This window comes from Paenibacillus sp. J31P316, assembly GCF_056269105.1.
Map to the genome: position 1 here is coordinate 45,681 of NZ_JBWDNI010000012.1, position 12,055 is coordinate 57,735.

At 58.0% G+C, this 12,055-nt stretch carries 11 protein-coding genes; 6 read left to right on the forward strand and 5 right to left on the reverse strand.

What is annotated here, in order from left to right:
• Nucleotides 1-7: 7 nt before the first annotated feature.
• Entirely contained in the window at nt 8-1,231 is a 1,224-nt protein-coding gene (locus AC0YNU_RS24600) for a CobW family GTP-binding protein (protein WP_475761328.1), read from the reverse strand.
• Nucleotides 1,232-1,374: 143 nt separating this feature from the next.
• Between AC0YNU_RS24600 and AC0YNU_RS24605 the strand changes: the two genes are divergently transcribed.
• The 4 genes from AC0YNU_RS24605 (at nt 1,375) to AC0YNU_RS24620 (ending at nt 5,465) form a co-directional block, all read left to right on the forward strand.
• Complete coding sequence (locus AC0YNU_RS24605) at nt 1,375-2,469, forward strand: CobW family GTP-binding protein (RefSeq protein WP_475761329.1); 1,095 nt, start codon at nt 1,375-1,377, stop codon at nt 2,467-2,469.
• 100 nt (nt 2,470-2,569) lie between these two features.
• Nucleotides 2,570-3,073 (forward strand): hypothetical protein, encoded by a 504-nt coding sequence (locus AC0YNU_RS24610; RefSeq protein WP_475761330.1) that lies wholly within the window; start codon nt 2,570-2,572, stop codon nt 3,071-3,073.
• A 237-nt stretch (nt 3,074-3,310) separates the two neighbouring features.
• The gene (locus AC0YNU_RS24615; protein ID WP_475761331.1) at nt 3,311-4,303 is read left to right on the forward strand and encodes a hypothetical protein; all 993 of its coding nucleotides are present in this window, start codon (nt 3,311-3,313) and stop codon (nt 4,301-4,303) included.
• 130 nt (nt 4,304-4,433) lie between these two features.
• Complete coding sequence (locus AC0YNU_RS24620; RefSeq protein ID WP_475761332.1) at nt 4,434-5,465, forward strand: phosphotransferase; 1,032 nt, start codon at nt 4,434-4,436, stop codon at nt 5,463-5,465.
• A 107-nt stretch (nt 5,466-5,572) separates the two neighbouring features.
• On the opposite strand, the gene AC0YNU_RS24625 is transcribed toward AC0YNU_RS24620, so the two are convergent.
• From AC0YNU_RS24625 to AC0YNU_RS24640, 4 genes are all read right to left on the reverse strand, one after another.
• Complete coding sequence (locus AC0YNU_RS24625) at nt 5,573-6,967, reverse strand: ADP-ribosylglycohydrolase family protein (protein WP_475761333.1); 1,395 nt, start codon at nt 6,965-6,967, stop codon at nt 5,573-5,575.
• Between the two features lie 91 nt (nt 6,968-7,058).
• Complete coding sequence (locus AC0YNU_RS24630) at nt 7,059-8,024, reverse strand: AraC family transcriptional regulator (RefSeq protein ID WP_475761334.1); 966 nt, start codon at nt 8,022-8,024, stop codon at nt 7,059-7,061.
• A 314-nt stretch (nt 8,025-8,338) separates the two neighbouring features.
• A complete protein-coding gene (locus AC0YNU_RS24635; protein ID WP_475761335.1) occupies nt 8,339-8,620 on the reverse strand; it encodes a chorismate mutase in 282 nt (93 codons plus the stop codon).
• 243 nt (nt 8,621-8,863) lie between these two features.
• Nucleotides 8,864-9,973, reverse strand: coding sequence for an undecaprenyldiphospho-muramoylpentapeptide beta-N-acetylglucosaminyltransferase (locus tag AC0YNU_RS24640; RefSeq protein ID WP_475761336.1), 1,110 nt, complete (start codon nt 9,971-9,973; stop codon nt 8,864-8,866).
• 70 nt (nt 9,974-10,043) lie between these two features.
• Here AC0YNU_RS24640 and AC0YNU_RS24645 point away from each other — a divergent pair, with 70 nt between their 5' ends.
• Both AC0YNU_RS24645 and AC0YNU_RS24650 read left to right on the forward strand, forming a co-directional pair.
• A complete protein-coding gene (locus AC0YNU_RS24645) occupies nt 10,044-10,568 on the forward strand; it encodes an SgcJ/EcaC family oxidoreductase (RefSeq protein ID WP_475761337.1) in 525 nt (174 codons plus the stop codon).
• A 207-nt stretch (nt 10,569-10,775) separates the two neighbouring features.
• Nucleotides 10,776-11,813: an ABC transporter substrate-binding protein gene (locus AC0YNU_RS24650; RefSeq protein ID WP_475761338.1), complete on the forward strand. Its 1,038-nt coding sequence runs from the start codon at nt 10,776-10,778 to the stop codon at nt 11,811-11,813.
• Nucleotides 11,814-12,055 lie beyond the last annotated feature (242 nt).

Below are 12,055 nucleotides of genomic sequence, written 5' to 3' on the forward strand. Positions count from 1 at the left end.
GCTGTCCCTATTTGCGAGCGAGCCGCTCCCATTCCTGCTTGATCTTGGTTTCATCCAAATCGATGCCGATCATAACGAAATACGGCGCGCCTTCGTAGGTGCTCGGCGACCATTCGAGCCGCTTGCCCGACAGCTGGAACAGCATCAGGCGGCCGTCCTTGCCGTACGGCATATAGCCTTTGGCGCGCAGGCAGACGTTGCCCCGACCGCCGAGGAAGGCTTCGAATTGTCGGCGGGTGATACCCGCCGCTGCCTCATCGGGATAGATGGCGGCCGTGCGAATACGCGAGAACGAACTGCCGGATGCCGCAGCCGCAGCCGCATTCCCGCGCGAGGACTTACCCGCTGCGGATTGCCCGCTGCCTGCGGCAGCGGATGCGCCGCCGGAAACGTTGCCGGCAACGCCGCCGGATGCGCCGCCTCCAGCCGCCCCCGCGCTAACGCGCACGGCCGGCTGCGAAGCCGCGCCGCCGGCAGCGCCGGCGAACGCGCTGCCGCCGCGCGGCGCCGCTGCCTGCGGCAAGCCCGCGGACCCTGCCGCGGTGCGCGCGCTTGAGGCGGACGGCCGCGTGCCGGTTATAACGGGCTGCCGCCGTTCGGCCGGGGCCGAGATGCCTTCGAAGACGGCGGCCGCATCGAGCTCGCAGCGTACCGCGCTGACGAACATGGCGGAGCCGTTGCGATCCTTCACGAGCGTTCGGACTTTGTCCGCGGTACGGTTCGAGATCAAGTCGAATTTGTTGGCCACGATGATATCGGCGACCTCGATTTGCCGGCGCAGCGTGCGGATCAGCTCCCGGTCCGAGGAGAATATGCTGTTATAGTCAAGCGCATGCTCCGCGTCGAGCACGGTGACGATGCGATGCAGCGCCGCTTTGCCGATGACGGACGGCTCGGTCATCGCTTCCACGATTTCCTCCGGATTCGCTACGCCCGTCAGCTCCATCACGATGACGTCGGGGCGCATGAGCGCCAGCCGCTCGAGGCACTGCGCCAGCTCGCTTCGCTTGCTGCAGCACAGGCAGCCTTCGGTAATGCGTTCCAGCAGCTGGTAGGCGGATTCGCTGCTCACCTGCGTGCCGTCCACGTCGACGGCGCCGATCTCGTTCATGAGCACGGATGCGCGCAGTCCGCTGGATTTGGCATGCTGCAGCAGCCTTAGCAGCAGGGTCGTTTTGCCGCTGCCCAGAAAGCCGCTCAGGACGATCACCGGTATCGCATGTTGCTCCATGTTGGCCACACCCTCCCTCCAAGGTTTACATCCATGAACAATATGCGGCTCGCGTACGAAATAACACCGATTTCGGCGCGTCTGTTAAATTCGGGCGGAGAACGGTATAATAGTGCCAGTTTATTCGAGAGAGGAAGAAGCGTATGACCCCATCAGGCGGAGAACAGATCAACGAAGCGAAGGGACGGGACAGCCGCGCGATCGCGGTGCATTTGCTGTCCGGTTTTCTGGGAAGCGGCAAGACGACGCTGCTGAACCAGGTCATCGATTACTATAAAGAGCAGGACATCAAAGCGGCGGTCATCATGAACGAGCTCGGCGACGTCAACCTGGACGGCCAATTCATCGACGGCGACGTGCCGATGGCCGAAATGCTCGGCGGCTGCATCTGCTGCACGATTCGCGGCGATCTCGGCATAGAGCTGAAGGAGCTGGTCGACGAGCACGCGCCGGACGTCGTGCTGATCGAATCGACGGGCGCGGCGAATCCGATGGAAATCATCGACGCCGTGACGGAAGCCGCGCTGTTGATGCGCATCGATTTGCGTACGATCGCCACCGTCGTCGACGGCCCCGAGCTTCTTGCGCGCAGCAAGCGCGGCGGGCGCACGTTCAAGCTGATGCAGGAGCAGATCCGCTGCGCGACCGATCTGATCGTGAACAAGGCGGACAAGCTGCAGCCGGAGGAACTGGTCGAGGTGCAGCAGCTCGTCCGGGAGCTGAACGCGTTCGCTCCGCTAACGGTGACGGTGCGCAGCGTGATCGATCTTGCGATCTTCGATGCGCCTGCGGAAGATCAGCCTGCAGTCGTGCAGCCAACAGTGCGCCAAGCAGCAGACGATTCAGACAGCCATACATGCGGAGCGGACTGCCATCATCACGATCACGACCATGAGCACGGCCATAGTCACGGCGATAGTCACAGCGATAGTCACAGCCACGACCACAGCCACACTCATGACTCGCATGCCCATGTAATGACGCTGACGCATTATTTTACCGGGCCGATCAACAGCCATGACTTCGAGGAGCTATTGAACGGGCTTCCGCCGGACGTGTATCGAGCCAAAGGCATCGTGACCTTCAATGACACCAACAGCCGGTTTCTGTTCCAGTTCGCCTATCGCGAAACGGAGTTCATCCGTATCACGCCGCAGGGAGACGTGCACGACGTAGCGGTGTTTATCGGCGAGCATTTCAACAAGGACGCGCTCTTGGCGGAACTGGCGAAGCTGTAGCGTCGAAATTAATTGGGCAATGTTGGATAAAAGATTTCCGCGATGGACAAGCTACCTCAGAATGGGTCGAAGCATGGCCCGCGAAAGGAGCTGATTAGAGATGAAACAATTTTCATGGCGCAAACAAGCGGCAGTGCTCGGAACGGCCGCGGCGCTGCTATTGACGGCAATGCCGATGCACGCGCAAGCCGCGACGCCTTCCTCCGAGCAGCTGCAGGCGCAGCATGAGCAGGAGCGAGACCATTGGCGCTTTGGCGGCCACGGCCATAACCGCGAGGAGCGTAAAGCCCGCAAGCTGGAATTCATGACGGAAGCGGCGCAATATTTCGGCATCTCCACGGAGGGCAAAACCGCCGAGCAGCTGCATAAGGAATTGAAGGCCGCCCGCGACGCCAATCCGGCGAAATGGGAGAAGTTCAAAGCCCAGAAGAAGGCGCAACGCATGCTTCGCATGCAAGAGACGGCCAAGCAGCTCGGCATCTCGACGGAAGGCAAGTCGGCGAGACAGCTGCACGAGGAAATCCGCGAGAAATGCAAGAACCGCATGATCAAGGAAAAAGGCGACAAGCCGTCCGCGGACACGAAAGCGAAAGAACCCGCGTAACGCGTAACCACAAACAGCAGCGAGCATCGGCGTTTCGGACGCCTCATGCTCGGCTGCTGTTTTTTATTTGGATCCACTAACGGATGCGACTGCTGCAATTTTTTCTAAGGCTATTCGAATCGGTTATTCAAATCTGTCCAAATCGGGTAAGTATTAGCGCGTTTGGGCCGTTCAGCAGTTCAATGGCAGCCTCGCGAATAACGAACTCATTTCATAACTCAAAACGGAGGTATCGCTATGATTAAGCTTCAAGCAGCCGGACCGAAAGGAAAGCCGCTGAAAATGCTCGCATCCGTCCTGCTCGCCATCCTGATGTTCAGCCTGTCGGCCTTGCCCGCAATCGCGGCATCCCCCGGGAAAACGGTTAACGCTTCGGCAGCGCTCGCGTACAATCTCAAAGGACTGAAGCACAACGCGGCCGTTCAAAAAGCGTATATCGCGACCAAATACGTGTACGTCACCCAGCGGTCCGGCGGAAAATGCTATCTCTCCAGATTGCGCATCAGCGGCAAGAACGCCTCCTACGTCAACGAGATGGCCATTACCAATTCGGGACACTGCCAAAGCCTCGATATGTATACGTACAAGGGCGTCGATTACTTCTATTTCAGCTCGAAGTCGGACCCTTCGACCTCTTATTACTGGTCGCTCCAGGTAGCCAGGCTGCAATACTCGCCCGGCAAGACGGTCGACTATACGAATCTTCGCCGCATCACCTATATGAATTACGCCAATCGGACCGGCGCGCGACTCGGCGACACCTATCGCGTCGACGGCGGCGGCAACAGCACGCACACGATTTTTCGGGTACAAACGAAGGAAGGTAAAGTCACGTGGTCCATTTACGACACGGTTGCCTTGAACAAGCTTCTCGACGGCAGCGAGCAGGTACGCTTGGACAGCAAGGCGGCGAAGAGCGCCTGCGTCGCCAGCTTTACGCAGTCCGGCAGCGGAATCGTCAGACCGAACGGGTCGTTCCAGGGTCTCGACATGCTGGGCAAAACGGAGCTCTATACGTCAGGCGGCGCGGAAGGCCAGGTTCCGCAGCTAGCGTTGATGTCGAACAAAGGGGCATTCAAAAGTCTCGTGAAAATCATGAACGTAGGCAAACACGAAATCGAAGGCGTGCAGACCAAGAACGGCAACGTTTATTTTACGATCGTGACGGACCCGGCGAACAAGCAAAATACGCAGAAAATCTATTACGTATCCGATAGCAAATTCAAGTAATCGCCTAGTATAATGGAGTTGCTCCGTCTCCATAAAGTGGGCGGAGGCGATGGCTGTAAATCGGCCTGCTGACCCGGATGATGTCCCGGATAATCTTCTAATTGATGCAAGATGAATTAAGGGGATGCGCATGAACGAACAGGTTGAAACGATATCGGACCAGGGCGGCATGGGTTTCGGCCGGCTGTGTGCGATGCTGCAATTAGGAGAGCTGATTCGTCCGCCGCAAGCCGTTACAGGCGGCTTGCTGCATCGGATGTATGCGCTAGAAACCGCTCAGGGGAAATTCGCGGTTAAAGCGCTGAACCCTCAAATTATGACGAGGCCCGAAGCGATGCCGAACTTCATCCGTTCGGAACAAATTGCTGCGATCGCGGCTAACGCCGTGCCGGCTCTGCCCGCGAAGCGATTCAACGGCACTGCCGTGCATCAAGTAGATGGGCGATACTATCTCGTATTCGATTGGGTCGAGGGAAGAAGCCTGAAGCCGAGCGAGATCACGGTCGATCACTGCGAGACGATAGGCGGGATTTTGGCGGATATCCATCGGACGGATTTTACGACGGCAGACCGTGAGGCAGCTGGTTTAAATCAAGCAAAAACGACGAATTGGAGCGCCTACTTGCAGCAAGGTCAGTCCCAACTTGCCCCCTGGGTGGACGCGATGGGGGAATCCATTGACCAGCTGCACGAATGGGAGGCCAAAGCGAATCAAGCGGCGCAATTGCTTGCCGCCGACACCGTCATCAGTCACTTGGATTTGGACGCGAAGAATGTGCTGTGGAACCAAGACGGTCCGATCCTGATCGATTGGGAAGCGTCGGGTGCTGTCAATCCGATGCAAAATCTGTCCGAAACCGCCGTGTACTGGTCGGAAGACGAGACGGGCGACTTGGACAAAGCTAAATTTTCGGCGTTCGTACGCGCCTATAAACAAAGTTTCGGAACCCTTCAAGGCAATTGGCAGGCTGTTGTGGCAAACGGCTATCATGGCATGTTGGGCTGGCTGGCCTACAGCTTGAAACGTTCGCTGGGGATCGATTGCACGGACGATCAAGAACAGCGGCTGGGGACGGAACAAGTGACCGGGACCTTGCATGCCCTTCGGCGTTATGCGCAGCGGGCTGCAGACATCGAACAATGGCTGATGGATGAAAGCTAGTAAGCGGAAAAAGCGATACACGCAAAAACAGTGGCAGCGCAGGGCGATCCTTTCTCGTCCCTGGCTGCCACTGTTTTTCTGTTTCGCTCCCTATGCCGACTTGCTTTCTATATCGCCGGAACGGCCTGCAGCTTGCGGAACACCTCGTAGCTGCGGCGCGCGCATTCCGAGATCGCGATCGGATGGAAGCCGTTCACGGCTGCGTACAGCTGGTCGTTCAGCGGAGCCGTCCAAGACGAAGGCAGCGCGCTGCCGCCCAGCATCGCGCCGAGGATGGAACCTACTGTCGCGCCGTTGCAATCCGTGTCCCAGCCGCCGAGTACGGCGGTCGTGATGCCCTTCTCGTAATCGCCGCCGGAGTAAATAAGCGCCGCCGCGCACAATGCCGCGTTGTTGTTCGTATGCACCGCGTCGTAGTGGCAGAAGGCGAGCCAGATGCGCTGCGTCAGTTCGACTTGATCGTTCGTGGAGTCGGCGATCTCAATGGCGAGCTTGATATCGTGGGCAAGCCGGCTGTTCGCCGGAATGACGCCGAGCCCGATGTTCACGATGCGGCGCACGTCCGTCTCCACGAATGCGGCGGAGATCATGGCCGCGCAGAACATGGCCCCATAGATGCCGTTCTTGATATGGGAGAAGGACGAGTCCTTCCAAGCCAGTTCGGCTGCCAGCTCCGGGTTGCCCGCTGCGCCGTAGGCATAGCCATCGACTCGGATTTGCGCGCCGATCCATTCCCGGTACGGATTGAGGTAAGTGCGCACCCAGTCCTTGTCGTCCGGCGTGAACTTGTCTTTCTGGTAGCGCATATGCGACGTGATTTGGGCGAAGTTCAGATAGGCCTGCGTTTCGGCCGTGCACACTTGGCCGTAGCTGAGACGGTTATGCCACATTTTGCCGACGTCCCAAGAGTCGAACGTCGTGCCCTTCTCTTCCAGCATGGCGAGTCCGAGCACGGTATAGCGGATATCGTCGTCGGTTTCCATGAATCGGATATGCTCGCGCGTGCTGTCCTTGCACCACATGGCGATATGCAGATCGGGATATTGGTTAACGCTCTCCGATTCGATCGGGGTGTAGCCTTGGATCGGCCATGCGTTCGCGCCTTCGAACCACAGCTTCACGTTCTCGGCGCCGGAACGGCCGCCGGAGCCGTTCATGAACGGGCCTGCTTCCAACGGCTTGCCGAGCGCGCAGCCGGCGGAACGGCCCAGCCAGGCGCCGTTGAATTTATCGAGCCATTGGGCATCGGTCAATGCCGGCGAAGCGACTTCAATCGCAGCCGGACGCTGTGCACGGATGTCTTCCAGCTCCGATGGCTCGCTGTATGGGAAGTCCGCGGCGATCGGAAGCGACATCAGCTCGCGATACAGCTTCATCAGCTCGGCCTCGTCTTCTCCTGCAGCCTGTACCCGCTCCGCAAATCCCTCCACGCTGCAGCCTTCTTCGCCGCGCTGTTTGACTTCTTCCTTCACCAATGCAAATAACGAATCCCAACCTGCCATTTCCGCCACATTCCCTTCTTGTACATGATACTTTTCATTGTACGGGACATCGGAGTTCCGTTCTTCTCAGGAATGCGGCGCGCGCTTCTCACTATTTGCGTTTCGCGGAACGGGAAGGGTCGTGCCGGTCGGCAGCGGGGGCGGGAGACGGAACAAATACATCGGACGGAGTAGGCACAGCAACTGGTAACGCAGACTGAGCCAGGCCGGGAGCCTCGAGGCCGAGCGTCTGGCGAAAATGAACCGGCGAGATGCCGGTCGACTCCTTGAACACGCGATAAAAAGTCGCGAGGCTCTGGAAGCCGCATTCGAATCCGATATGCGCTACTTGCAGGTCGCTGCCCGCAAGCAGCCGCTTCGCTTCCTGCACCCGCAGCAGCGAGACGTAATCGGCGAAGCGGCGTCCCGTCGTCTCGTGGAATACGCGGCTTGCGCGGGATACGCTGATGCCGAGCTCCTCCGCGATATCCTGGAGGCTGATCGGCTCGCGGTAGCGCTGCTCCACCAGCTGGGCCAGCGCTTTGGTTTGCGTCACCGACTGCACCATGGATCGCTGCTGCGAATCGGTGAGCCCGGCGTGGTAATGCCGAAGAAGCAGGCCGCTCAGCTGGATAAGGGCGCTTTTGGCCATGGCCATGTAGCCCGGCTTACGCTCGCGAAGCTCCCGTTCGACGGCCGTCATCCAAGGAATGACGGCTTCCGCGAGCGGCGATCCCGCCGGAATCAGATTGCTGAAATTCGCCGAGCGATAGGAGAAGGGCAGCAGCAGGCTCGGATCCTCGGCCATCAGGAGCGCGCTGTCGAAGTTCAGGAAGAGATAACGGCTGGGATCGTCCGGATCGGACTGGGCGATATGAAGCTCCTCGTTATTAACGAGGAAGACGTCGCCCTGGCGCACCTGATACTGCTTGCTGCCGAAGTAGAACGTTCCGGTACCCGACAGGCAAAGCCCCATCTCCAAGCTGGAATGCGCGTGGAGCGGCTGCCGGTACGTCTTGGGCGTCCATTGAAACGCGTTGATCGGCACGTCATGCTCGTAGGTGATGGTCAGCTTCATAATTCTCTCGTGCTCCTAGCGGGGAGACAGGTTCACCCCAATGGTAGACTCGCGAATAGGATACTACATGACGGCGCTTTCAACAATTGGCCTGCGGCAGAATGCTCGTCCGGGCAATTGCCTAGTCGCGGCAAGACTTGAATTGCCAAAGCTGGCTGAGTTTGCTAAGGGATAGCAATGAGTTTCGTTAAGTCATAGCAATGAGTTTTGTTAAATCAATGCGAATAACTCCGTCCTATGCGGCTGCAAATGAAGAAGGCTGCTCCGAAGCTCAGCTTCGGAACAGCCCCCGTTGGCGTATGATGTCCGGTTCGTTACTTGTTGACCGCGCGCAGCTCGATATGTCTGGCGATGACGAGGTCCATGATATGCCGGAAGATCGCCTCCGCATAGTCGGAGTTCAGCCCGTGCTGCTGGGCGTACGCCGCGATCTTCTGGAATTGCTGGGCTTCGCGGGCCGCATCCTGCGCGGGCAAGCCTTGACGCTCTTTATAAATGCCGACCTCTTCGGTGCATTGGAACCGCTGGGCCAGCAGCGAGACCAGCTGCCGGTCGATTTCGTCGATGTTCACTCTCAGTTCTGCCAAGTCTGCCATTGTCATGCACTCCTCGAATATTTTCACGCATAGACGCTTCTACGCAATAAAGTAATGATTCCTTCCACATTACCACATTCCCGCAAGGGATGTAAACGGTTCTATTAACCAGCCGGGGGCAAAGGGAGATAGGCGATGTGCGGCGGCTGAGCGGCTGTAATTTGATGGTTATATGAAAAAGCCCGACAACCGCTCGGTTTTCGAGCATTTTGCCGGGCTGTTGAATTGCCGTTACACGAGAGCTCAGCTCCGACTGGCGGCTTCGATGAGCGCGGCAATCGCGCCAGCAGGATCGCCGCTTTCGTTCCGTCCCATACGGGCGCGAATCGCTTCCCGGTCGGCATAGAGGCGGCCAAGCGCGGCCAGGAATGCTTCGTCGGTCAGCTCCTCTTCCTGAAGCACCTCGCAGTAGCCGGCTTTCCGGAACGACTCCGCATTCAGGATCTGGTCGCCGCGGCTAGCGCTTCTCGAGAGAGGAATGAGCAGCATCGGCTTGCGCAGAGCCAGAAATTCAAAGATCGAATTGGAGCCGGCGCGCGAGATTACGATCTCCGAGCAGGCGACGAGATCGGGAAGCTCTTCATGCACATACTCGTACTGACGGTAGCCGCGTACCCTGTCGCAGCTCTCATCGAGCTCGCCTTTTCCGCATAGGTGAATGAGCTGATACGTCTTCGTGAGCGCCGGCAAGTTGCGGCGAACCGCATCGTTGATCCGTTTCGACCCGAGGCTGCCGCCCATGATGAGCAGGACGGGCTTGCCGGGAAGCAGCTTGCTCCACTGCAGCCCTCTCAGGGCGCTGCCGCGAAGCAGCTCGCTTCTGACGATCGGACCGACGTGAACGGCTTTGTTCCCTTTAATATGGGCAGCCGTTTCGCCGAACGTCACGCAGACCTTGCTGGCGAACGGATTCGCGATCCGGTTGGCCAGCCCCGGCGTCAGGTCCGATTCGTGGATGATGACGGGCACGCGGTTCAGCCAGGCGCCGAGCACGACGGGAACGGAGACGAAGCCGCCTTTGGAGAAGACGACGTCGGGCTTCAGCTTGCGGATCAGCCGGTAAGCCTGAAAGACGCCTTTCGCCACTCGGAATGGATCCTTCACGTTCTGGAGATCCACGTAGCGGCGCAGCTTGCCCGTCGAGATGCCGTAGTAGTCAACGTCGGCAAGCCTGCTGACCAGCTGTTTCTCGATGCCGCCGCTGGAGCCCATGTAGAGGGCGTTCCAGCCTTGGGACTGGAGAAGGGGGATCAGCGCCAGATTGACGGTTACATGTCCCGCCGATCCGCCCCCGGTAAATAGAATCCGGCGCGGCTTCCCGCCGCGCGGGTTAACTGGAGTTGCATTTGGCATGGACGGCTCTCCTTGCTACAATTATTCCTATAAGCGTATCACAAAACCTTCTCGTAGGGAGTGAAAGCAGATGTCCGTTTCCGATTTGGATTACATGCTTCAACAGTATGCGGAGCAGCGGCGTGCGCATGACGAAATTATGCAGCCGGACGAAATCGAAGTGCTTCGCGTGTACCAGGCGATGCTGGCGGGCTGGAATGCGCGCAGCGCGGATGAGATGGCGGCTCCGTTCGCGGAGGATGGGGAGCTGATCGGCTTCGATGGAAGCGAGGCTGCCGGCAGGCAGGGCATTCACGATCATGTTGCGCCGATCTTCGCGCATCACAAGACGCCGCGATATTGCGTCATCATCAAATCCGTCAAGCTGGCCGCACCAGGCGCGGCGATAGTACGTGCTTATTCCGGGCTGGTGCCGGATGGCGCAGCGGATATCGATCCGAAGCTGAATGCCCAGCATTCGCTGACGGCCGTGAAGCGGGACGGCAAATGGGCGATCGCGCTGTTTCAAAATACGCCGGCGCAGTTCCATATGGAGCCCGAGCGCGGGGCGGCAATAACGGAAGCGTTGCGTAAGCTCCTGCCTGCAACGGAATAGCATGTTTTCGCCATGCGAGTGGTTAGGCGCGTGCAGATAACGAGAGTCGAAATACAGAACCGATAGGTCGGTTGTCGATGAGAGCGAGATACGCTCTTGCCGGCAGCCGATTTTTTTCCAAATCCTTCACTTGACATTGAAAATGAGATTCATTATCATCTAGGAATATGAGCAAATGAACGATCATTCAGGAGGGTTACTAGACAAATGCGCAACACGAGAACAGCAAGAAAAATGAGCTTCATTCTGGTTGGACTGCTGGCGGTCATGCTGGTATTGTCCGCATGCGGCAGCAACAACAATAACGGCGGCACTAATGCAGGCAATGCAGGTAACGGTGCAGAAACAACGAACAATAGCGGCAACGATGCCGCCGGTGCTGCGAACAACGAAGCCCCGGCTGGACCGCAAACCGTAACGGACGGCATGGGCCATGAAGTGACGATCCCGGCAGAACCGAAGAAAATTCTCGCTTCTTACCTGGAAGATCCTATCGTGACGCTGGGCCAAACGCCCGTTGCGCAATGGTCGGTAGCAAACGGCATTCAAGATTACCTAGCGCCGCAGCTGAAAGACGTACCGACGATAGCTTACGATCTTCCGGTTGAATCCGTACTGAGCTTCGCGCCCGATCTCATCATTATCGGTTCCGAATCGGCCGTTCAAAAAGGCCTTTATGAGCAATATGCGAAGATCGCCCCTACGTACGTACTAGGCGATAAAGTCAACAAAGATTGGCGCGAAGCGCTGAAAACGATCGGCGGGCTGCTCGGCAAGAGCGACGAAGCCGACAAAGCGCTGCAAGAATACGACCAAAAAGCGGCAGATGCGAAAGCGAAACTGGCTTCGGTCGTCAACGGCAAGAAAGCCGCCGCATTGTGGCTCGTGGCTAAAAACTTCTACATCGTCGACGAAACGCAAGCAAGCGGCGCGGTCCTCTACAAGGATCTCGGCCTGACGCCTCCGAATCTCGTGAACGAAATTCCGGCCGCAACCAAAGCGGTATGGAATCCGATCTCGCTCGAGAAGCTTGCGACGCTGGACGCCGATTATATCTTCCTCGTGAACAGCGACAAGGCTGACGCCGCAGAAACGCTTAAGAATCCGCTGTGGCAAGGCATTCCGGCCGTGAAGAACAAGCAAGTATACGAAATTCCGAGCACGAGCAGCTGGCTGTACTCCGGTAAAATCGCCGGCGAACGCATCATGGACGAAACCGTTAAATTCCTGACGGAAACGAAGTAATCGTTACCTGACGGAAACAAAATAATCGGTACAAAACCGGCGCATATCCCAAACGAATCTTCGGATTCTCGGGGTATGCGTTTTTTTGTTTATCGGTCTAGTATGAATAGGGGATGACGGATGACCGCCCAGCCAAGCAGCCCAGAAATGGAAGCATGAAGAAGGTTGACGTATTTTTCGGCGTTGCGTAGCAAACGACAATTTCAGCAGGAGAGAGCGTTCTGTTGGAGGCGGTTTCTCCA

Excerpts from the sequence above, each read along its gene's own strand:
- AC0YNU_RS24640 (WP_475761336.1), bottom strand. The coding sequence starts at position 9,973 with ATGCCAAATGCAACTCCAGTTAACCCGCGCGGCGGGAAGCCGCGCCGG.
- AC0YNU_RS24635 (WP_475761335.1), bottom strand. The coding sequence starts at position 8,620 with ATGGCAGACTTGGCAGAACTGAGAGTGAACATCGACGAAATCGACCGG.
- AC0YNU_RS24610 (WP_475761330.1), top strand. The coding sequence starts at position 2,570 with ATGAAACAATTTTCATGGCGCAAACAAGCGGCAGTGCTCGGAACGGCC.
- AC0YNU_RS24625 (WP_475761333.1), bottom strand. The coding sequence starts at position 6,967 with ATGGCAGGTTGGGATTCGTTATTTGCATTGGTGAAGGAAGAAGTCAAA.
- AC0YNU_RS24650 (WP_475761338.1), top strand. The coding sequence starts at position 10,776 with ATGCGCAACACGAGAACAGCAAGAAAAATGAGCTTCATTCTGGTTGGA.
- AC0YNU_RS24605 (WP_475761329.1), top strand. The coding sequence starts at position 1,375 with ATGACCCCATCAGGCGGAGAACAGATCAACGAAGCGAAGGGACGGGAC.
- AC0YNU_RS24615 (WP_475761331.1), top strand. The coding sequence starts at position 3,311 with ATGATTAAGCTTCAAGCAGCCGGACCGAAAGGAAAGCCGCTGAAAATG.
- AC0YNU_RS24620 (WP_475761332.1), top strand. The coding sequence starts at position 4,434 with ATGAACGAACAGGTTGAAACGATATCGGACCAGGGCGGCATGGGTTTC.
- AC0YNU_RS24600 (WP_475761328.1), bottom strand. The coding sequence starts at position 1,231 with ATGGAGCAACATGCGATACCGGTGATCGTCCTGAGCGGCTTTCTGGGC.
- AC0YNU_RS24645 (WP_475761337.1), top strand. The coding sequence starts at position 10,044 with ATGTCCGTTTCCGATTTGGATTACATGCTTCAACAGTATGCGGAGCAG.
- AC0YNU_RS24630 (WP_475761334.1), bottom strand. The coding sequence starts at position 8,024 with ATGAAGCTGACCATCACCTACGAGCATGACGTGCCGATCAACGCGTTT.